14 protein-coding genes are annotated in these 21,483 nt (G+C 59.9%); 7 read left to right on the forward strand and 7 right to left on the reverse strand.

Annotated elements, in window-relative coordinates; genetic code table 11:
* Positions 1 to 12 precede the first annotated feature (12 nt).
* The 4 genes from HU765_RS19900 to HU765_RS19915 form a co-directional block, all read right to left on the reverse strand.
* Positions 13 to 3,174: a hybrid sensor histidine kinase/response regulator gene (locus HU765_RS19900; RefSeq protein ID WP_186622469.1), complete on the reverse strand. Its 3,162-nt coding sequence runs from the start codon at positions 3,172 to 3,174 to the stop codon at positions 13 to 15.
* 85 nt (positions 3,175 to 3,259) lie between these two features.
* Entirely contained in the window at positions 3,260 to 4,447 is a 1,188-nt protein-coding gene (locus HU765_RS19905) for an EAL domain-containing response regulator (RefSeq protein WP_186622471.1), read from the reverse strand.
* On the reverse strand, positions 4,434 to 7,247 hold the full coding sequence (locus HU765_RS19910) for an ATP-binding protein (protein ID WP_186622491.1): 2,814 nt from the start codon (positions 7,245 to 7,247) through the stop codon (positions 4,434 to 4,436). Before HU765_RS19910 ends, HU765_RS19905 begins: the two co-directional genes overlap by 14 nt.
* A 93-nt stretch (positions 7,248 to 7,340) precedes the next feature.
* A complete protein-coding gene (locus tag HU765_RS19915) occupies positions 7,341 to 8,345 on the reverse strand; it encodes a fimbrial protein (RefSeq protein ID WP_186622473.1) in 1,005 nt (334 codons plus the stop codon).
* A 382-nt stretch (positions 8,346 to 8,727) separates the two neighbouring features.
* Between HU765_RS19915 and HU765_RS19920 the strand changes: the two genes are divergently transcribed.
* The 4 genes from HU765_RS19920 (at position 8,728) to HU765_RS19935 (ending at position 13,677) form a co-directional block, all read left to right on the forward strand.
* A complete protein-coding gene (locus HU765_RS19920; RefSeq protein WP_186549923.1) occupies positions 8,728 to 9,210 on the forward strand; it encodes a MarR family transcriptional regulator in 483 nt (160 codons plus the stop codon).
* The gene (locus tag HU765_RS19925; RefSeq protein ID WP_186622475.1) at positions 9,200 to 10,669 is read left to right on the forward strand and encodes an efflux transporter outer membrane subunit; all 1,470 of its coding nucleotides are present in this window, start codon (positions 9,200 to 9,202) and stop codon (positions 10,667 to 10,669) included. Before HU765_RS19920 ends, HU765_RS19925 begins: the two co-directional genes overlap by 11 nt.
* A gap of 15 nt (positions 10,670 to 10,684) precedes the next feature.
* On the forward strand, positions 10,685 to 11,887 hold the full coding sequence (locus HU765_RS19930) for an HlyD family efflux transporter periplasmic adaptor subunit (RefSeq protein ID WP_186622476.1): 1,203 nt from the start codon (positions 10,685 to 10,687) through the stop codon (positions 11,885 to 11,887).
* Between the two features lie 260 nt (positions 11,888 to 12,147).
* Entirely contained in the window at positions 12,148 to 13,677 is a 1,530-nt protein-coding gene (locus HU765_RS19935; RefSeq protein WP_110645493.1) for a DHA2 family efflux MFS transporter permease subunit, read from the forward strand.
* Between the two features lie 127 nt (positions 13,678 to 13,804).
* Here the strand turns inward: HU765_RS19935 and lpxH are convergent, their stop codons facing one another.
* On the reverse strand, positions 13,805 to 14,557 hold the full coding sequence (gene lpxH / locus HU765_RS19940; protein WP_186622478.1) for a UDP-2,3-diacylglucosamine diphosphatase: 753 nt from the start codon (positions 14,555 to 14,557) through the stop codon (positions 13,805 to 13,807).
* Positions 14,554 to 15,060, reverse strand: a complete 507-nt coding sequence (locus HU765_RS19945) for a peptidylprolyl isomerase (RefSeq protein WP_186549931.1) — start codon at positions 15,058 to 15,060, stop codon at positions 14,554 to 14,556. Before HU765_RS19945 ends, lpxH begins: the two co-directional genes overlap by 4 nt.
* A 251-nt stretch (positions 15,061 to 15,311) precedes the next feature.
* On the opposite strand from HU765_RS19945, the gene HU765_RS19950 reads away from it, so the two are divergent.
* The 3 genes from HU765_RS19950 to HU765_RS19960 all read left to right on the forward strand — a co-directional run bounded on the left by HU765_RS19950 (position 15,312) and on the right by HU765_RS19960 (position 19,103).
* Positions 15,312 to 17,009, forward strand: a complete 1,698-nt coding sequence (locus HU765_RS19950; RefSeq protein WP_186622480.1) for a glutamine--tRNA ligase/YqeY domain fusion protein — start codon at positions 15,312 to 15,314, stop codon at positions 17,007 to 17,009.
* An 18-nt stretch (positions 17,010 to 17,027) separates the two neighbouring features.
* Positions 17,028 to 18,410, forward strand: coding sequence for a cysteine--tRNA ligase (cysS, locus tag HU765_RS19955; protein WP_186622482.1), 1,383 nt, complete (start codon positions 17,028 to 17,030; stop codon positions 18,408 to 18,410).
* Between the two features lie 321 nt (positions 18,411 to 18,731).
* Positions 18,732 to 19,103 (forward strand): hypothetical protein, encoded by a 372-nt coding sequence (locus HU765_RS19960; protein ID WP_186622484.1) that lies wholly within the window; start codon positions 18,732 to 18,734, stop codon positions 19,101 to 19,103.
* 160 nt (positions 19,104 to 19,263) lie between these two features.
* Here HU765_RS19960 and HU765_RS19965 read toward each other — a convergent pair whose 3' ends face one another.
* Positions 19,264 to 21,102, reverse strand: a complete 1,839-nt coding sequence (locus tag HU765_RS19965; RefSeq protein WP_186622485.1) for a sigma-54-dependent Fis family transcriptional regulator — start codon at positions 21,100 to 21,102, stop codon at positions 19,264 to 19,266.
* Positions 21,103 to 21,483: the final 381 nt, after the last annotated feature.

Below are 21,483 nucleotides of genomic sequence, written 5' to 3' on the forward strand. Positions count from 1 at the left end.
TCCAGAGTGAAGTTATTCAAGGGTGTCGAGCAGCTCAGTCAGGCGCGCCAGTTGATGGCGCACCTCCACGGCCAGCGCTTGGGTGAGCGCCATGCCGGTCAGGCGACATTCCATTTCAATAAACGCGCGGGCCAGCGCTTCGATCTGCACCGCGCCCAGTGCCCCGGCCATACTGTGCAGTTGCTGCGCCACGCCATTGGCATCGGCTGCGTCCAGCGCGTCGAGAGTGGTCTGGATGTCCTGGCGCAAGGTCGCAACAAACAGCTCGCGCATTTTTGGCGCGAGCACAGGTGGGGCGGCAGCCACCGGCGCGAGAGCGGCCTGGCAATGGTTTTGTAGCTGTCCGCGCAGGGTTTCCAGGTTCAGCGGCTTGACCATCCACGCGTTCATGCCGACGGCGGCGCAGCGTTCGCCTTCTTCGCGCAAGGCATTGGCGGTGACGCCGATAATCGGCAGGGCAGCATCGTGCTCGCGCAGTGCTGCGGCCAGTTGGTAGCCGTTCATGACCGGCATGTTGACGTCGGTCAGCAGCAGATCGAAGCGGCCCGGCGCCCATTGCGCCAGCGCTTGTTCGCCATTTGCTGCGACGAAAACCGAGCAGCCCAGCGCCTCCAGTTGCTCCTTGATGATCGCCGCGTTGATCACGTTGTCTTCGGCCACCAGCACACGCAGATTCAGGTCGCGGGTCATGGTCTGGCGCGAGGCTGGACATTGTGCCGTAGCACCGTGTTGCGCCAGATAAACCGCCCAGGCAATGGCACGCACATCATCGGCATCGACGTGCCAGTCGGCGCCGCTCGGCTGCACCGGGTTGGGCCCGCTCGCGTCGGCGATAATCCGCGGGCCGCTGAACGGCGCGGCGTGGGCGAGGGGGGCGAGATCCACAAGCAACGCCGATGGTGGCGGCAACTCATGGGTCACCAAGCGGCAGTCGAGGCCAAAGCGGTTGAGCCAGCCAATCAGATGCTGTGCCAGCTCGGCGACCGGCGCGCGAACATAAACGGCAGCGCTGCCGACGGCGAACGCCGGACAATCGGCGAGATCGCCCGGCAAGCATTCGAGGGCCAGTTGCAGGGTAAAGCTGCTGCCCAGCCCCGGCTCGCTGACCACGCTTAACTCGCCGTGCATCAGTTCGCACAGCCATTTGCAGATGGCCAGGCCCAAGCCCGCGCCGGCATGACTGTCGGCTTCGTTGACTTGATAAAAGGGATCGAACAACTGTTGTTGCTGCGCCTGGGAAATGCCTACGCCCGAGTCGCTGACTTGCCACTGCACCTGGGCGGTGCCGTCGACGTTTTGCAGCACATGCACACGCATCACCACGCGACCGTTGTCGGTGAACTTGATCGCGTTGCTCAGCAGGTTATTGAGAATCTGCCGAATGCGCTGTGCGTCACCGAGCAGCCGATCCGGCAGTGCCGCATCGATGCAGGCGTACAGTTGCAGGCCTTTGCCACGGGCAAAGGCGCCGTAGCTGCGCACGATGTCTTCGGTCAGCTCCAGCGGACAGAACGGTTGAAGCTCAAGGTTCATCTGCCCGGCCTCGATCTTCGACACATCCAGCACGTCGCTGATGAGCTTGAACAGGCTGGCCGACGAGCGCTGAATGGTGTGCAGATATTCCTGCTGACGCGGTGCGAGCGCGGTCAGACCGAGCAGTTCCAGGGTGCCAAGCACGCCATACAACGGCGTGCGGATTTCATGGCTCATGGTCGCCAGAAAACGGCTCTTGGCCTTATTGGCCGAGTCGGCGGCCTGACGCGCAACTTCCAGCGCCGCCGCGTCTTCGACATGCCGGGTCACGTCATGCAACGCACACAGCCAAGCGTCCTGGCCCTGATAACGGGTCGAGACGAAGGCGACATGCACATGCCGGCCGTCGATTTCCAGTTCGGCGTGACCGTGGCCGGTGGCGGCTTGCTGGTCGAGCAGGCCGATCAGTTCTCGGGTGCCGTGCCATTGGTGGGCGCGCTGGTTTTGCAGCAGCACCTGATGGTCGCTGCGACGGATCACGCACAGGCCGGTCGGGGCGGTGTCGATGATTGCGCGGCTGAAGGCTTCGCTTTCGGCGATACTCGCATGGGCGCTTTGTGCCGGCAGAATGACTCGTTGCGTGTACCAGCGATTGAGCGCCCGGCTGCAGCCGAGCAGGGCCAGCACCAGGATCAACAGGCACAGCAGCGGCCACAGCGCGTAATCGAGAAACCTCTGCACGCTGATCACGTAGATCGCCGTCCAATGCTGTTCGCCGGGGCTGGTGAGCTTGAACACCAGCCCGTCACCGTTGAAGTTAACCCCATCATCAAGCACCTGCCCGGGCTTCAGCGCGCCGAGCAACACCGTGCCGCTGGGAGTGATCAAGGTGAAATCGTCGTAGATCGACCACTCCATCAAACGCTCGATGTTGTTGACCTGCGAGAGTTTCAAGAGTGAGCCGAGTACCGCCCACGAATTCGAACCTTCGATTTCCAGCATCGGTTTGTTCAGATTGATGCGCACGTAGGCCAGCAGGCTCGGAGTGACATCGTCATCCTGCATGAACGGATAGGGCACCCAGTGCACTTGGGCTGTGGCCTGCGGCCTTTTTTGCAGATTCTTTTGCGTCATGATCTCGACGAACCGCCCGACCGGCGTCGGCCCCGCGCCGCGCAAACGGCCGGTGGCGGGCACGGCGATGTCGAAGTTGTCCGGACCGTTGAGCAGGATCACCTGCGGCGACTGGTAATGCGAGGCCGCCCAGAAAGCGCTGTAGTAAGCCGCCAGATAACTGCCGAGGGCAAACACCTTGGGGTATTGGCCGGGGGCGATTCGCTCCGGGTCGATCTTCACGCTGAACGGCAGCGAAAACGGCAGGCCACGCGCTTCATAAATATTCGGGCCTTCTTCGGGCAATAATTTTTGCACCACCGGCGGCGCCACTGTCGTCGGGAAATACTCTCCCTTGGCGCTGGCCCGAGAGATATCGCCGAGGAACGCCTCCTGCTCGCTAATGTTTTCCATCAGCCTGGCGAAGTGGAACTGCAGGGTGTCGCGCTGTTCTTCGACCATGCGCTGCACGCCCAGATAGCTGATGCCCAGCAACAGCAACACCAGCGCGCCGAGAATCAGCAAACCCTTGTTCAGGCGCTGTGAGCTGCTGGCGAGTTTTTCCAGAAAGGCGTTGGGATGCGGCATTAGCACGCCTGTTCAGCGAGAGTGAAGGAACGTTTGAACACGATGGCCTCGCTGGCAAATGACTTTGGTCTGTGCGGCCTGCGGCTCACCAGGCATTTGCCGGCCCATCCTGGCAGAGCAACTGCTGGAACTGCTCCGAAGACACGGCGTGGGAAATCAGGAAACCCTGAACCTGAGTGCAGTCGATCTTACGCAACAGAGCAAGTTCTTGCGCGGTTTCCACGCCTTCGGCCACCACCGTCAGGCCAAGCTGCCGACCGAGGGTGACAATGCTGGTCAATGCCTGCGCCAGTTCGGCGTTGCTGTTGCAACCCTGCACCAGCGCACGGTCGATTTTCAGTTCGGTGAACGGCGCCGACACCAGGTTCATGTAGGAGCTGTAGCCCTTGCCAAAATCATCCTGGGACAGGCCGAAACCCTTGATACGCAAGCGGCAGGCTCCTGCGTAGAAATTGCTGATGTCGTCGGGCACCGAGCACTCCATCAGTTCGAAACAGATGCGTGCCGGCAGGCCGTCGTGTTGCAGAACAAACGCGAGGATGCGATCGGGCAGGTCGTGGCTGTTTAGCAGGTGCGTGGGCAGGTTGATCGATACCGGAATGTCATAACCCTGCTGGCGCCACACCGTTTGGGCAGCCATGGCCTGTTCCAGCACCCGCCAGAGCAGACGCTCTTCAAGGTCGTAGGCGATCAGCGCCGGCAGAAAAACCCCCGGCAACAACATGCCGTGTTCTGGATGTACCCAGCGCACCAGTGCTTCGGCGGCGACGATGCGGCCATTGTCCAGAGCCTTCTTGGGTTGGAACCAGGCCTGCAGCTCACCGTTATCCAGCGCGCGCAGAATATTGGGCCGATCGATGCCTGCATGCGCTGCAACTGGCACGTCCTGACGCAGCGCCTGCAATTGCTCGATCAGGCAACGCAGGGCCGCGCTGTTGACCGGTTTGGAAATCAGCCCGATGACCTTCACCTGCAGGTTGCTCGCCACCAGGCTTGCGCCCATCAGCATGCGCCGCGAGGCAGCGCTCATGATCGCCAGTGCCGGACGCGATGTCTGCGCCGCGAGGCCTTGAATGAATTGCACGCCGTCCATGCCCGGCATCAGCAGATCGGTGAGCACGAGATCGAACTCGCGGTTTTTCAGGCGCCGCAAAGCCTCTTCACCGTCCTTGGCAAACTCCAGATCAAAGAGGCCCAGCTCGTTGAACAGATTCTGCAAATACAGATGCTGAAACGGGTGATCTTCGACAATCAGCAGGCTACAGGACTTCATGGGCGACTCGTTGGTAGGGAGCCAGGACAGTCGACAAGGCTCTTAGCGTAAAAGGTTTGATCAGACAGTGATTCATGCCGGCGGCGAGGCATAGCGCTTCTTCGCCGCGCAGGGCATTGGCAGTGGCTCCGATGATCGGCGTGGTGCAGCCCAGGCGTCGCAGGGCCTTCGCCAGTTCATAGCCGTTGACCCGGGGCATGTTGACGTCGGTGAGGACAATGTCGAAAACGTCGTCCTGCCACAGCGACAAGGCTTCTTCGCCATCGCTGGCCAGCGCCACCGCGCAGCCCAACTCTTGCAACTGGTCGCGCAGGATCAACTGATTGATCGCATTGTCTTCGGCGACGAGGATGTGCAGGTGCAACGGCGCCAGCGTCGGCGTTTCTGCCAGCTGTTGGTGCTCGATGACGGGGCCGCCCTGAGCCTGGCGCACGGCCTGACGGATTGCGCCCAGATCGTTCAGATTGACGGTCCAGCCGTTGTGATGAGTTTGCGCCTGCCAGGCGCCATCGCCTCTGGCCAATACGCGCGTTCCAGGCCAGTGCACTTCGCTGCGCTGTTCCATGGGCGCCGGGTACAGCTCCAGCAATACCCCGCCGTCGCCAGGCTCATGGTTGGCCGGCGCGCCGAGGTGCGGGCGCGCGCCCCAACGGCGCAGCCAGCCAGCGAGGCTCTCGGCCAGCTCGCGCACCGGCGACACCACGTAAACGGTTTCGCCGGCGAGCGTCGGCTTCATTTCTGGCAACGCATTGCCCGAACGCTGCTCCAGCGGCAGGGTCAGGGAAAAACTGCTACCCAGCCCCGGTTCGCTGACCATGCGCAGGGTGCCGTTCATGAGGTTGGTCAGACGCAGGCAGATCGGCAAACCCAGTCCGGTGCCGGCAACCACGTGGCTGTTGCCTTGGGTCTGGTAGAACGGCTCGAAGATAAAATCCTGATCCGCATGGGCAATGCCGCGCCCGGTGTCCGAGACTTGCCATTGCACGCAGACGCGCTCGCCTTCGCGCGACAGCACTTTGACCCGCAAGACCACACGCCCGGAATCGGTGAACTTGACTGCGTTGCTCAACAGGTTATTGAGGATCTGCCGCACGCGGCTGGCGTCACCGATCAGACTGTCGGGCAGTTGTGGATCGAAGCAGGCATACAACTGCAAACCTTTGCTCTGCGCCGCTGCGGCGTAGCCCTGCACCACTTCTTGCACCAGCGCCACAATGGAAAAATCGCTCAGTTCCAGCGCCAATTGCCCGGCCTCGATTTTCGATACATCGAGCACATCGCAGATCAATTGCAGCAGGGTCGCGGACGAACCTTCGATCGCTCGCAGGTAGCTTTGCTGCTGAGTGTCGAGCTGGGTGCGGGCGAGCAATTCGAGGGTACCGAGCACGCCGTACAGAGGCGTGCGGATTTCGTGGCTCATGGTCGCCAGAAACAGCGTCTTGGCTTCGTTGGCGGCATCGGCCGACTGCCGCGCCTGTTCCAGCGCCGCTTCGATTTGCCGCCGTGCGCTGATGTCACTGAAGGCGCAAAGCAACACGTCTTCGCCCTTGTAGCGGGTCGGCGCGCAGCTCAGGTACAGGTGTCGACCATCGGCGGTTTCGAAATAATCGGTCAGGCACGGTGGTTTCTCATCAAACGCATTGCGAATCCAGTCGGGCCCAAGCTGCTTGCTGCACTGGCCCAGCCACTGCTGGGCGAGGGTGTTTTCCAGCACGACCTGAGCGTCACTGCGGCGCAGCACGCACAGCGCCACTGGCGCGGTCTGGATCACGTCGCGGCTGAACAGCTCGCTTTCCACCAGCGCCTGAATCCGGTGCAGAGTCGGCGTGATAAAGCGATGCTCCAGGCGTCGGATCAGCAGCCACACCAGACTGATGCTCGCCAGACAGAACAGCAGCGCGCCAAGCATCTGCGGCCACAGTGTCCAAAGCACGGCGAGCAAGTTGATGGAGTAGGTCAATTGCCAGTCCGATGACTTCAGCTGTTTGCGTAACACCAACTGCTCGGGCAGCCAGCCGTCGCCGACGAAGCCGAAAAAATCCTGCTGGCGCAGCAACGGCAGATCCTGCCCGGGTGGCGGCTTGTGGCTGTTGCTGAAAAGCGGCATGCCTTGTGAGTTGAACATGGTGAACTCACCGGCGCTGTGGTCGCTCAAGGCGTTGGCGACTTCGCGATCATCCATTTCCAGACCCAGCCAGCCGGACTCCAGATCGCGATCATCCAGGCGAATGAAAATGTACAGCTGGGAGTGCCCGCGCGAGTCGTGGGTCAACCAGATTTCCTGCAGGGCGCTGGTGTTGTGACGCTTGAGGGTTTCCAGACGATTGAGCATCGCTTGCGGGAAGTCGCCGGCCATTGGCGTCGTGTTGTACAGGCGCCAGACCTGCGCATCGGCACCACTGCTGACATACAGCAGGTTCAACTTGCGCGCCTTGAGGTAGTCGCGCATGCGCTGGGTCAGCCAGATGCTCCACTGCTTGCCCGGCGTTTGCCCCAGCAGCAGGCGAATCTCTTCTTCGGACAACGGCGCGCTCAACGCAGTCTGGCGGGTCGCCGACAGACTCAGGCTTTCCAGCAACGCTTCGCGGGTGGTGAAAAAAGTGTGCGCTTCGGCGATGGCGCTGCTCATGTAGCTGCGCCGTTGAGAAATTTCATTGTTGAAGGTGAATAGCAGGAAGCTGTACACGCCGCCCAGAATACCTACCAGCAGCACCAACGCGAAAATGCGCAACAGGCGTCGCGCCGCGTGAGGCGTGGACAGCACCGGGCTGATCTGATGGAGGTAGTTCTTCAATCGCATGCCGGCACAGTAGGGCGGGCCGGGCATGACGAAAATCAGACGATTCCTAAAGAGGGCGCACGGACAATCCGCTATGCCAGCGCATCAGTAGACTCACAGGTAACTCATGACAAACGCGATGGTTGCGTTAGCTGATCCGGCGCGCATGCCCTTGTCAAACCCGCCATTTCCACCTGTTTCAGCGACGCGGAAGTACCGAGCGCTCAACGGGATTTTCAAGTTGCCTCCCGCAGAGGGATAGTCCGTGAATACATAGCTTTGATAAAAAACGAAGGGGTTTCCATCACTGTTCAGTACTTGCAATGCCACACCCTGAGCAGTCGAGTCGGCAGTCAGCTTTACGATGCCCCGCGTGGAGTCTTGTCCGGGGGAAGTTGAGGTCGGTTTGAGTGTATAAGTGACTTTGTTAATGCCTGATGGGCAGTTATTAAGACTGATGTCGAATTTGACCGGCTCAGAATATGCTCCGTTGTGGGCGAAAACACTCATGTCATGCGACCCCATGTCTACTTTGATGTCGGGCGTTTCACATGATTGAGGCACGATAGTTGTGCCGTTGGTTGCCATTGCTAGTGGTGAGACACCGTCTGCATGGAAAACCCCCAGTGTTCCGGCCGGGATTTTCTGCGCATCGATTACGTCCGCTATCTTGATTAGTCGTAGCACATGCCTTGTGGTGTCCCATCCGTATCCGCCTGCTTCTCGCCGAATACCCGGATAAATGGGTATGGTTACGCCTTCTTTGAAGGACCATTGCCATGCAAGCCCTGTGTTTGCGATGGCGTAAACCAGGTCGCCCGATTTGGATAGGCCGACCTTGTTCTGAACACCATATGAAAACTCGGCAGTGCATTTATACGAGCTGGGCGTAGGGCCAAGTGTTAATGCAGGGCTCTCATATATTACGGTGCCGTTAGGTGTGTCACGAGGAACCGAAAGTGTAGCCGGTACTTGCATAGTAATAGTTGTTTGATGATGACCCGGGTAGAACGAGCAATTAGCCGCGCCCGCGTAGCTGGACGCGAAGAGTAGCGTCAGACACAGCGTGTGAATCAATGTCGTCAGCGGGACAGGGCGCTGGAGTTGGAAACGCTTCATGAGGTGGGCTTTACGTATCGGTCAATAAGTGGCGTACGTTAAGCGTACGCAGTGGCCTTGGGCATCAGGCGATTCTTAGAGTTGTTTGCTCCCTTGGACCGCGTCGCTGCCTTCGCGAGCAGGCTCGCTCCCACATTTGGAATGCGTTCCCCTTGTAGGAGTGAGCCTGCTCGCGATGAGGCCATCAGCCGCACCATTGACGTTGAATGAAATGACGCCATCGCGAGCAGGCTCACTCCTACAGTGGAATGCATTCCAACGCCTCTCCATCGCTAAAACCCAGCCTAATTACCAAGCCCCCTAACTATTGCGTTGACATTCGCTGCCTAAGCAGTAACATCCCGACATACTTTCGCTGCCTAGGCAGTTATTAGGTGAGCACATGAAGCATTTCACCCCCGACGAATTCAAACATTGCCACCTCGGCCTGTTGCTTGGCCGTGCGGCGTTGCTCAAGGACCGGATCATCGACACCCACATGGAACCCCACGGCATCACCGCCGCGCAGTTCAAGGTGTTGATCATCATGGCCCAGTTCGGCGTGGACACCCCGGCCGAGCTGTGCCGGCATCTGTCGCTGGACAGCGGTTCGATGACGCGCATGCTTGATCGTCTGGAGCAGAAAGGTTTCCTGATCCGCCAGCGCAGCGAAGGCGATCGGCGTCAGGTGCAACTGAAACTGACTGAGCAGGGCCAGCACCTGGCCGATCGTCTGCCGTACATCGGCGCCGACGCGATGAACGAGCTGGCCGGCGCCATCTCCCGCGATGAGCTGAAAACCCTCGAATACATCCTCAAGAAAATCCTCCTGGCGGCCGGCGACCCGATCACCGTCCAGCGTTTAGGTGAACACAATGAGCGCTAAAACCTTGCGCAGCAGCCTGACGCTGTTGCTGTCGGCGATGATCCTCGCCGGTTGCGCCAACTACAGTGGCCTCGACACCGAAGGCCAGCGCCTCGATGCGGCGAAGCTTGAGACAGCGCAGTCTCTGAACGGCGTCAAGCTGTCACCGGCGGCGTGGCCGAAAAGCGATTGGTGGAGCAGCCTCGGCGATCCGCAGCTCGACGGTCTGATCCGCGAAGCCCTGCACGACAGCCCGGACATGCAAATCGCCGAAGCCCGCGCGCATCAGGCCAGTGCTGCCGCGTACGCCGCCGATGCCGAACGTTATCCGACCCTCGACGCCAGCGCCGGCATCAGCCGTTCGCGTCTGGCCCGCGACCAGGATCCGTTGGGGCAGGGCGGTGCCTATGCGACGGTGCGCAATGTCAGCGCCGGTTTCAATTACAACTTCGATTTATGGGGCGGCCAGCGCGATGCCTGGGAAGCCGCACTCGGCGAGGCTCGCGCTGCTGAAGTCGACCGTCAGGCCGCGCAGCTGACACTCGCCGCTGACGTCGCCCGCGCTTACAGCGATCTCGGCCAGGCGCACATCGTGTACGACCTCGCCAGTGAAGACCTCAAGCGCACCCGGCAAATGCTCGACCTCAGTCAGCGCCGCTTGAGTTCGGGGATCGACAGCCAGTACCAGTTCCAGCAAACCCAGAGCCTGGAAGCCAGTTCTCAGGCCAGCCTGATCGATGCGGAAAAGCGCCTGAACAGCGCGAAAATCGCTTTGGCTGTATTACTCGGCAAAGGCCCGGATCGCGGTAACGAAATCGCCCGACCGAAAGTCCTGCAAGCCAGCGCTGTGGCGGTGCCGTCGGTGTTGCCGGCGGAACTGCTCGGTCGCCGCCCGGATCTGGTCGCCGCGCGCTGGCGTGTCGAGGCGGCGAGCAAAGATATCGACGCGGCGAAAACCCGTTTCTATCCCAACCTCAACCTGTCGGCCTCGGCCGGCGCCGAGTCGTTGCTGGGTGATGCGATGTTCGGTTCGGCCAGTCGCTTCTTCAACATTGCCCCGACCGTGTCGCTGCCGATCTTCGATGGCGGACGCCTGCGCGCCAACCTCGATGCGCGCGATGCCGATTACGATCTGGCGGTGGCGCAGTACAACAAAAGTCTGGTGAAAGCCCTCGGCGATGTTGGCGACACGATCAACCAGTTGCGTGATATCGGTCGACAGATCGGCGCGCAGCAACACGCCACCGACATCGCTCAGGATTCTTACAACACCGTCGTCCAGCGTTACGGTTCCGGCATCGGCAACTACCTGGACGTGCTCAGCATCGAGCAGCAATTGCTCCAGGCCCAGCGCCAACTGGCGACCCTCAATGCCGAGCAGATCGACCTGTCGATTCAACTGATGCAAGCGCTGGGCGGCGGCTTCCAGGGTGAAAACCTGACCGCAGCCAACGCCACCCCAGCCACGCCGCACCCCTAATTCAAGGTATTTGTCATGGCCACTGCCGAAAACACCCAAGCTCAAGGCAACACCCCGGACACCGGTAACCCGCGCAAACGCAAAGTGCTGTTGCTGACCCTCGCCGTTGTGGTCGCACTCGCCTGCGCCGGCGTCTGGGCCTATCACGAGTTCATCGGGCGCTGGAACGAAAGCACCGATGATGCCTACGTCAACGGCAACGTGGTGGAAATTACGCCGCTGGTTACCGGCACCGTAGTCAGCATCGGCGCCGATGACGGTGATCTGGTCCACGAAGGCCAGGTACTGGTCAACTTCGACCCCAACGATGCCGAAGTCGGCCTGCAAAGTGCCAAGGCCAAACTGGCGCGCACCGTGCGTCAGGTGCGCGGCTTGTACAGCAACGTTGACGGCATGAAGGCCCAGGTCAACGCGCAACAGGCCGAAGTGCAGAAGGCCCAGGACAACTACAACCGGCGGAAAAATCTGGCCCAGGGCGGGGCGATTTCCCAGGAAGAGCTGTCCCACGCCCGCGATGACCTGACCTCGGCGCAGAACGCCTTGGCCAACGCCAAACAGCAACTGAAAACCACCAGCGCACTGGTCGACGACACCGTGGTCTCGTCGCATCCGGATGTGATGTCCGCCGCTGCCGATCTGCGTCAGGCCTACCTGACCAATGCCCGCAGCACTTTGATCGCGCCGGTCACCGGTTACGTCGCCAAACGCACCGTGCAGCTCGGTCAGCGCGTGCAGCCGGGCACCGCGCTGATGGCGGTGATTCCGCTGGATCAGTTGTGGATCGACGCCAACTTCAAGGAAACCCAACTGCGTGACATGCGCATCGGTCAGCCGGTCGATATCGAAGCCGACATCTATGGCAGCGACGTGAAATACAGCGGCACCGTCGACAGCCTCGGCGCCGGTACCGGCAGCGCGTTTGCCTTGCTGCCGGCGCAGAACGCCACCGGTAACTGGATCAAGATTGTGCAGCGCGTGCCGGTGCGCATTCACATCAATGCCGAAGAACTGGCCAGGCACCCATTGCGCGTGGGGCTGTCGACCAACGTTGAAGTGAATCTGCACGATCAGAGCGGCCCGGTACTGGCGCAGCAACCACCGCAAAAGGCCTCGTTCAGCACCAACGTCTACGACCGCCAACTGGCTGAAGCGGACGCGATGATTGCGCAGCTGATTCACGACAACAGCGCAGCGGCGGGCAAGACCGCGCAGCGCTGACACCACGATCTTTCAGGTGCGCTCCTTGTGGCTGAGGGGATTTATCTGTGGCTAGGGGATTTATCTGTGGCGAGGGGATTTATCCCCGCTGGGTCGCGAAGCGGCCCCTCTTTTGGCTCAGGAAAAACGGGCCTGCTGCGCAGTCCAGCGGGGATAAATCCCCTCGCCACAGATAAATCCCCTCGCCACAGGGGCCCGTTCCCACAAGGCCGGCTGTGTTCATCAGGACGCAGCGCCAACCCGGTTTCATAGGATTCACCATGAGCAATAACGCTTCTTTCACGCCGCCCAGCCTGTTGCTCAGCACCATCGGTCTGTCGCTGGCGACGTTCATGCAAGTGCTCGACACGACCATCGCCAACGTCGCACTGCCGACGATCTCCGGCAACCTCGGGGTGAGTTCGGAGCAGGGCACCTGGGTGATCACTTCGTTTGCGGTGAGCAACGCGATTGCGCTGCCGCTGACCGGTTGGCTCAGCCGCCGCTTCGGCGAGGTGAAGCTGTTTCTGTGGGCGACCATGCTGTTCGTGCTGGCGTCGTTTCTCTGCGGTATCTCGACCTCGATGCCCGAGCTGATCGGCTTTCGTGTGCTGCAAGGTCTGGTCGCCGGGCCGCTGTACCCGATGACCCAAACCCTGTTGATCGCGGTGTATCCGCCGGCGAAACGCGGGATGGCCCTGGCGTTATTGGCGATGGTCACGGTGGTCGCGCCGATTGCCGGGCCCATTCTCGGTGGCTGGATCACCGACAGTTACAGCTGGCCATGGATCTTCTTTATCAACGTGCCGATCGGCATCTTTGCGGTGATGGTGGTGCGTTCGCAACTGGCTAAACGGCCGGTCGTGACCAGCCGTCAGCCGATGGATTACGTCGGGTTGATTACGCTGATCATCGGCGTCGGTGCGTTGCAGGTGATCCTCGACAAGGGCAATGACCTGGACTGGTTCGAATCGAACTTCATCATCGTCGGCGCGGCGATTTCTGTGGTGGCGCTGGCGGTGTTCGTGATCTGGGAAATGACCGACCGCCATCCGGTGGTCAACCTGCGCCTGTTCGCCTATCGCAATTTCCGTATCGGCACGCTGGTGCTGGTGTTGGGGTACGCCGGTTTCTTCGGCATCAACCTGATCCTGCCGCAGTGGCTGCAAACGCAAATGGGCTACACCGCGACCTGGGCCGGTCTGGCCGTGGCACCGATCGGTATTTTGCCAGTGCTGCTGTCGCCATTTGTCGGCAAGTACGCGCACAAGTTCGACCTGCGTCTGCTCGCCGGCATTGCGTTTCTGGCGATTGGCCTGAGCTGCTTCATGCGCGCCGAGTTCACCAATGAGGTCGACTTCCAGCACATCGCCCTGGTGCAGTTGTTCATGGGTATCGGCGTGGCGCTGTTCTTCATGCCGACGTTGAGCATTCTGATGTCGGATCTGCCGCCGAGCCAGATTGCCGACGGTGCCGGTCTGGCGACATTTCTGCGTACGTTGGGCGGCAGCTTTGCGGCGTCGCTGACGACGTGGATCTGGATTCGCCGGGCCGATCAGCATCATGCCTACATGAGCGAGAGCATCAGCACGTTCGAGCCGGCGACGCGCGAGACGTTGAATACGCTGGGCGGGGCGAGTCAGTCGGCGTATGCGCAGATGGATCAGATTCTGACCAGTCAGGCGTACATGTTGTCGACCGTGGATTACTTCACGCTGCTCGGGTGGGGGTTCATGGGGTTGATCTTGATCGTGTGGCTGGCGAAGCCGCCGTTTGCCGCCAAGGCCGGACCTGCCGCCAGCGGTCATTGAGGCATTACGCGGTCAAAAATGTGGGAGCGGGCTTGCTCGCGAAGGCGATGTGTCATTCAGCGTTGATTTGTCTGATACACCGCTTTCGCGAGCAAGCCCGCTCCCACATTGGGTTTTGTGTTCGGCTTTAGAGAGTGGGGGCGGGCAGGGCAGGCGGCGGGGCGAAATCGAACGGCGCCAGCGCGTACCCGCTCTCATCCACCTGCAACGCCCAGCCCTGACGATCCCAATCGCCCAGAACAATCCGCTTCGCCGCCTGCTCACCGAGCTGCAACTTGTGAATCGCCGGGCGGTGGGTGTGCCCGTGAATCAGGGTTTTCACCCCGAACGCCTGCATGATCCGCGGAATTTCCTCCGGCGTGACGTCGACGATGTCATTGGCCTTCATCCGCACCTGCGCCCGGCTTTCGTTGCGCAGTTTGCGCGCCAGTTTCTGGCGGCTGCGCAACGGCAAGTGACGCAGGATAAACAGGGTGATCGGGTTACGCAGGTAGCGGCGCAGCTTCATATAGCCGACGTCGCGGGTGCACAGGCTGTCGCCGTGCATCAGCAGCACCGGCTCGCCGTAGAACTGCACGACACTCGGGTCCTTCAACAGCGTGCAGCCGGCCTCTTTGCAGAACGCCTTGCCGAGCATGAAGTCGCGATTGCCGTGCATCAGAAAGATGGCCGTGCCGCTGTCGCTCAAATCGCGCAGGGCCTGGCAGATGGAACGCTGAAAGGGCGTCATGGCGTCGTCGCCAATCCACGCCTCGAAAAAGTCGCCAAGGATGTACAACGCACTCGCCGAGCGGGCGCGTCCGGCGAGCAAATCCAGAAACGCCCGGGTAATGTCCGGGCGCTCCTCTTCCAGATGCAAGTCTGAAATCAGCAATATCACGCTGCGATGATCTCGGCTTTCTCGATGATCACGTCGTCAGCAGGTACGTCCTGGTGGCCGGCCTTGGAAGTGGTCGACACGCCTTTGATCTTGTCGACAACGTCGGTGCCTTCGGTGACTTTACCGAATACCGCGTAGCCCCAGCCCTGCACGTTCTTGCCGCTGTGGTTGAGGAAGGTGTTGTCGGCAACGTTGATGAAAAACTGCGCCGAAGCCGAATGCGGCTCCATGGTGCGGGCCATGGCGACGGTGTACTTGTCGTTGGAAAGACCGTTGTCCGCTTCGTTCTGGATGCTTGGACGCTTGTCTTTCTTTTCTTTCATGCCAGGCTCGAAACCGCCGCCCTGGATCATGAAGTTACCGATGACGCGGTGGAAAACGGTGTTTTCGTAGTGACCGGCCTTCACGTATTCGATGAAGTTGGCAACGGTGATCGGCGCCTTTTCAGCGTTCAGTTCGATGACGATGTCGCCATGGTTGGTGGTCAGTTTGACTTGAGTCATGGTCATTACTCTGTATAGGGAATTCGTGGTTTTCCGACACCTGGCCCGAAAACCGGTTCAGCCTGCTTCGGCCAAGGTGCGCAGTTTAGCGTGACAGGCGCGAATTTCGAGGCGGTTTTTCATTTCGCGGCGATTAAATGCATGCCTTTATAGGGCCTGCTCTGTCAGGCCCTTGACAGCATCGGCTATGATAGCGGCTTTGTTTTGTCTGGCCCCTCTTTGCGGCCGCGCACATGTAAGTCAAGGATCCTATGAGCAAGCCCACTGTCGACCCTACCTCGAATGCCAAGTCCGGCCCTGCCGTGCCGGTCAACTTCCTGCGGCCGATCATCCAGGCAGACCTGGACTCGGGCAAGCACACCCAGATCGTGACCCGCTTCCCGCCGGAGCCTAACGGCTACCTGCACATCGGCCACGCCAAGTCGATCTGCGTGAACTTCGGCCTGGCCCAGGAGTTCGGTGGCGTCACGCACCTGCGTTTCGACGACACCAACCCGGCCAAGGAAGATCAGGAATACATCGACGCGATCAAAAGCGACGTGCGGTGGCTGGGCTTCGAATGGGCCGGCGAAGTGCGCTACGCCTCGCAGTATTTCGACCAGTTGCACGACTGGGCGGTCGAGCTGATCAAGGCCGGCAAGGCCTACGTCGATGACCTGACCCCCGAGCAGGCCAAGGAATACCGTGGCAGCCTGACCGAGCCGGGCAAGAACAGCCCGTTCCGCGACCGTTCCGTGGAAGAGAACCTCGACTTGTTCGCGCGCATGAAGGCCGGTGAATTCCCGGACGGCGCTCGCGTGCTGCGCGCGAAGATCGACATGGCTTCGCCGAACATGAACCTGCGCGACCCGATCATGTACCGCATTCGCCACGCCCATCACCACCAGACCGGTGACAAGTGGTGCATCTACCCGAACTACGACTTCACTCACGGTCAGTCGGACGCGATCGAAGGCATCACCCACTCGATCTGCACCCTCGAGTTCGAAAGCCATCGTCCGCTGTACGAGTGGTTCCTCGACGCGCTGCCAGTGCCGGCGCACCCGCGTCAGTACGAGTTCAGCCGTCTGAACCTCAACTACACCATCACCAGCAAGCGCAAGCTCAAGCAACTGGTTGACGAAAAGCACGTCAATGGCTGGGACGATCCGCGCATGTCCACGCTGTCGGGCTTCCGCCGCCGTGGCTACACGCCGAAATCGATCCGCAACTTCTGCGAAATGATCGGCACCAACCGTTCCGACGGCGTGGTTGACTTCGGCATGCTCGAATTCAGCATCCGTGACGACCTCGACCACAGCGCACCGCGCGCCATGTGCGTGCTGCGTCCGCTGAAAGTGGTCATCACCAACTACCCGGAAGGCCAGGTCGAAAACCTCGAGCTGCCACGCCACCCGAAAGAAGACATGGGCGTGCGCGCCTTGCCGTTCGCCCGGGAAATCTACATCGACCGTGAAGACTTCATGGAAGAGCCGCCGAAGGGCTACAAGCGCCTGGAACCGGCCGGTGAAGTGCGTCTGCGCGGCAGCTACGTGATCCGTGCCGACGAAGCGATCAAGGACGCCGACGGCAACATCGTCGAACTGCGTTGCTCGTACGACCCGGACACCCTCGGCAAGAACCCGGAAGGGCGCAAGGTCAAAGGCGTGATCCACTGGGTGCCGGCCGCCGCCAGCGTCGAGTGCGAAGTGCGTCTGTACGATCGCCTGTTCCGTTCGCCAAACCCGGAAAAGGCCGAAGACAGCGCCAGTTTCCTCGACAACATCAACCCTGACTCGCTGCAAGTGCTGACCGGTTGTCGCGCTGAGCCATCGCTCGGCAACGCACAGCCGGAAGACCGTTTCCAGTTCGAGCGCGAAGGTTACTTCGTCGCTGATTTGAAGGACTCGAAACCCGGTCAGCCGGTATTCAACCGTACTGTGACCCTGCGTGATTCGTGGGGCCAGTGAGTGAGTCAAGGAACTAACGTGCTAACGATCTACAACACGCTCACCAAGAGCAAAGAAGTCTTCAAGCCGCTGGATGGCAACAAGGTGCGCATGTACGTCTGCGGGATGACCGTGTACGACTACTGCCACCTCGGCCACGGCCGCAGCATGGTCGCGTTCGACCTGGTGACGCGCTGGTTGCGCTTCAGCGGTTATGACCTGACCTACGTGCGCAACATCACCGACATCGACGACAAAATCATCAATCGTGCTCGCGAGAACGGTGAATCGTTCGAAGCGCTGACCGAGCGCATGATCGCCGCGATGCACGAAGACGAAGCGCGCCTGAATATCAAAAAGCCGGACATGGAACCGCGTGCCACCGATCATATCGCTGGCATGCACGCGATGATCCAGACCCTGATCGACAAGGGCTACGCTTACGCGCCAGGCAATGGTGACGTGTACTACCGCGTCGCCAAATTCATGGGCTACGGCAAGCTGTCGCGCAAGAAGATCGAAGACCTGCGCATCGGCGCACGCATCGAAGTCGACGAGTCGAAGGAAGACCCGCTCGACTTCGTCCTGTGGAAAGCTGCCAAGCCGGGCGAGCCGAGCTGGGAATCGCCATGGGGCGCCGGACGTCCGGGCTGGCACATCGAGTGCTCGGTCATGTCGACCTGCTGCCTCGGCGAGACCTTCGACATTCATGGCGGCGGCAGCGACCTGGAGTTCCCGCACCACGAAAACGAAATCGCCCAGAGCGAAGCGGCTACCGGCAAGACGTACGCCAACGCGTGGATGCATTGCGGGATGATTCGCATCAATGGCGAGAAGATGTCCAAGTCGTTGAACAACTTCTTCACCATCCGCGACGTGCTCGACAAGTACCACCCGGAAGTCGTGCGCTACCTGCTGGTGTCGAGCCACTACCGCAGCGCGATCAACTACTCGGAAGACAACCTCAAGGACGCCAAGGGCGCACTGGAGCGTTTCTACCACGCGCTGAAAGGTCTGCCGACCGTTGCGCCGGCGGGCGGCGAAGCGTTCGTCGAGCGTTTCACCGCGGTGATGAACGACGACTTCGGCACCCCCGAAGCGTGCGCCGTGCTGTTCGAGATGGTGCGCGAGATCAACCGTCTGCGTGAGAGTGATCTTGATGCGGCGGCCGGTCTGGCGGCACGTCTGAAAGAACTGGCGAGTGTGCTGGGTGTGTTGCAGTTGGAGGCGGATGACTTCCTACAGGCCGGCGCTGAGGGGCGGGTCGATGCGGCTGAGGTTGATGCGCTAATTGCGGCGCGTCTGGCGGCTCGGGCTGCGAAAGACTGGGCCGAGTCGGACCGGATTCGTGATCAGCTGACGGCGATGGGTGTCGTGTTGGAAGATGGCAAGGGTGGGACTACCTGGCGTCTGGCTGACTGATGAGCCCGGCTTAAAAACAAAGCCCGCCTTGTGCGTAATGCTGTTCATTTAAAAATTACGTTGTAACTGTGGCGAGAGATAAAAAACCCTCGGCACAGTTACGCTTCGGCTTTCCTGAGTTCTGTTGTTAAACTTGGGTGAATGCTGGGTAAATCATGGTTTTTATCGCGAATTCGTCTTGCGAACTGTCATTTGTTACAGGTGTTTTTTCCGGGTGATAGCTTATTTTAAAACTTCAGTAGAAGTGGCGCGAAGGTCAGGAGTTAAAACCAAGAAGCGCTCACGTTTCTTTTTGTTACCTGAATGAAAGAGGACCAGACAATGACAGATTCTGCTCGGATGATAATGAATTTTTACTCAAGGCCATATGGACACGCCTTCCAAGTACTTAAAGCCAATGAAGCGCAGGGCAGTTTTACCGGGAAATATTTAAAGGCGGACAGCAGCAGCCCTGTGGATATTTCGGGTTATTTTCATTTTCATAAAGACAAACAGCTAACTACGCTAAACTTCACTGCGCAGGGATTCAACTTTCAACTCGCAGCTCCTTACGAAAAACATGCGCCAGCGTTCAAAGTATGGAAGGGCGAGCGGATAAAGGCAGATGCTCCTGATAGCATTGAGCCGGTGGAGTTTGATCCGATAGAAGAGGTTAATCATGTTTATGGTATCCCCGCAGAACTTCATCTTTAGTCGAACAGTTCTTGCACTGCGCTTAGCCGCACCTGATAAGCGAAGGACATGATTGCTCCGAAAGGCCAATTAAAGTCAATAATACAGCCTTCGGCAGCTCCTACATGGAAACGCGATCCCTGTAGGAGCTGCCGAAGGCTGGGATCTTTTGATCTGGCTTTTAATTGCCAATCTGCCGCAACCGCTTATACAGCGTATTCCGGCTCACCCCCAACCGCCGCGCCAGATGCGAAATATTCCCCCCAGCCGCCTTCAACTCCCGATTCAACGCTTCAACATCATTCAAATCCAGCCCCAGCGGCGGCGCCGTCTCCACCGGCTCCATCTCCAGATCGACAAAAAAATCATCCGGCAAATGCTCCGGTCGCACCGGTTGCTCTTCAGCCATCGCCAACGCCACCTGCATCACGCTGCTGACCTGTCGCAAATTCCCCGGCCACGGATGCTTTTCAAACAATTCCAGTACCTCTGGGCTCAGCCCCGCCCATTGCGTCGGCTCGCGATGCTGCTCCCACAGTCGCTTGAACAACGCCTGTTTATCACTGCGCTCACGCAGCGGCGGCAGTTCCAGGGTCAGGCCGCCGATGCGGTAATACAGATCTTCACGGAAGCGGCCCAACTGCACTTGCTCGCGCAACGAGCGATTGGTCGCCGAGATAATTCGCAGATCCACCGGGAACAATTCGCTGCTGCCCACCGGTTGCACGCAACGTTCCTGCAACACTCGCAACAGGCGCGCCTGGGTTGGCAGCGGCATATCGCCGATCTCATCGAGGAACAGCGTGCCTTTGTCGGCCTTGCGGATCAGGCCGATGCTGCCTTTCTGGTTGGCGCCGGTAAACGCGCCTTTCTCGTAGCCAAACAATTCAGATTCGACCAGTTCGGCGGGGATCGCTGCGCAGTTCACCGCTATGAATGCCTGTTTGCTTCGCGAGCTGGCCTGATGCAGGGCTTTGACGAAGACTTCCTTGCCGACCCCGGTTTCACCGTGGATCAACAGCGGAATGTCTTTCTCCAATAACCGTTCGGCCTGGCGCACGGCTTTTTCTACGCGGCTGTCGCCGAAATGCAGGCTGTTGAGGCTGATCGCTGCGGGCGCGGCGGGTTTCGCTTCTGGGCTAAACACCCGCGCCTGAACCGGCGCCTGTTTCGGTCGTTTCAACAAGCATTGAAAACGGTTGCGCCCGGAAGTCTGCAAGGCAAACGGCAACCCCTCGGGCTGATTGATCAGCTCCAGCAGCGAGACCTTGAACAGGCTTTCGACGCTGACCCGTGACAGGCGCACACCGAGCAAGTTGTCGGCGCGGCGATTGGCCGAGAGCACCTGACCGCTTTCATCGAAAATCAACAACCCCGCCCACTGGCTGTCGAGGTTGTTCAACCCGGTGTTGAAGGTCAGTTGAAAATGCTGGCCATGAAACAGGTTGAGGATCAGCCGGTTCTCCACGGTCTGGCTCATCATTTTGACCATGCCCAAGGTGTGCGAGGGCGGCAGGTAGCTGTCGCTGGACACATCCAGCACGGCGATGACCTTGCGCTCGGCATCGAAAATCGGCGCGGCGGAGCCGGTCATGAAGCGGTTGACCTTGAGAAAATGCTCGTCGTGTTCGATGTGCACTGCCTGTTCGCAGGCCAGCGCGGTGCCGATCGCATTGGTGCCGCTGCTGCGTTCCATCCAGCTCGCCCCGGCCTGAAAGCCCCGCGCCAGGTTCGGCTCGATAAACCGCTGCGTGCCCCACGAAGTCAGCACCTGACCCTGATTGTCGGCGAGCATGATCAGGCAATTGGAGTTGCTGAGGATGTTTTCGTAATAGGGCAGGACCTCTTGGTGGGTGGTCTGCACCAGCGAATGATGACTGTCGAGCAGGCGCGCAATGCCGGCCGCAGGCAATTGATCGAAGGCCGGTGTGCTCTGATGGTCGAGACCGAACGCGCGGCAACGTTGCCAGGAAGTCTGGACGATCGCGTCGTGGGACAGCGGCGAAGCAGGTGCGGCCATGGGGGGCGAGCCTCTGAGTGCAGCGATTTTATTATTGTTATGAACCCGATCTTCAAAACTACACAAATCCCCCTGTGGGAGCGAGCCTGCTCGCGAAAGCGTCGGTTCAGTCAATGGATTCATTCAATGACACACCGCTTTCGCGAGCAGGCTCGCTCCCACAGGGATCCCGTTGCATTCAGGATTGGGGAAAAGCGTCCATAGAGTGTTGTTCACTATTGTTCATTGTCAATCACCCCACTGTTCAAAAGTGTTCAGCTGTGAACGCCTCGTTTCCACGTAATCAGCGATTCTCAAACCAAATCAACCACTTGCCATTTCTGGCACGAATGTCGCTCTGTTGCTTCGGTCGCTTGACTCCAAAAAATAAAAAAGGCCGAG

This window comes from Pseudomonas sp. SWRI81, from assembly GCF_014268545.1.
GTDB classification, from domain to species: domain Bacteria; phylum Pseudomonadota; class Gammaproteobacteria; order Pseudomonadales; family Pseudomonadaceae; genus Aquipseudomonas; species Aquipseudomonas hamedanensis.

Coding starts and splice junctions, on each gene's coding strand:
- HU765_RS19900 (WP_186622469.1), bottom strand. CDS start 3,174: ATGCCGCATCCCAACGCCTTTCTGGAAAAACTCGCCAGCAGCTCACAG.
- HU765_RS19905 (WP_186622471.1), bottom strand. CDS start 4,447: ATGAAGTCCTGTAGCCTGCTGATTGTCGAAGATCACCCGTTTCAGCAT.
- HU765_RS19910 (WP_186622491.1), bottom strand. CDS start 7,247: ATGCGATTGAAGAACTACCTCCATCAGATCAGCCCGGTGCTGTCCACG.
- HU765_RS19915 (WP_186622473.1), bottom strand. CDS start 8,345: ATGAAGCGTTTCCAACTCCAGCGCCCTGTCCCGCTGACGACATTGATT.
- HU765_RS19920 (WP_186549923.1), top strand. CDS start 8,728: ATGAAGCATTTCACCCCCGACGAATTCAAACATTGCCACCTCGGCCTG.
- HU765_RS19925 (WP_186622475.1), top strand. CDS start 9,200: ATGAGCGCTAAAACCTTGCGCAGCAGCCTGACGCTGTTGCTGTCGGCG.
- HU765_RS19930 (WP_186622476.1), top strand. CDS start 10,685: ATGGCCACTGCCGAAAACACCCAAGCTCAAGGCAACACCCCGGACACC.
- HU765_RS19935 (WP_110645493.1), top strand. CDS start 12,148: ATGAGCAATAACGCTTCTTTCACGCCGCCCAGCCTGTTGCTCAGCACC.
- HU765_RS19945 (WP_186549931.1), bottom strand. CDS start 15,060: ATGACTCAAGTCAAACTGACCACCAACCATGGCGACATCGTCATCGAA.
- HU765_RS19950 (WP_186622480.1), top strand. CDS start 15,312: ATGAGCAAGCCCACTGTCGACCCTACCTCGAATGCCAAGTCCGGCCCT.
- HU765_RS19960 (WP_186622484.1), top strand. CDS start 18,732: ATGACAGATTCTGCTCGGATGATAATGAATTTTTACTCAAGGCCATAT.
- HU765_RS19965 (WP_186622485.1), bottom strand. CDS start 21,102: ATGGCCGCACCTGCTTCGCCGCTGTCCCACGACGCGATCGTCCAGACT.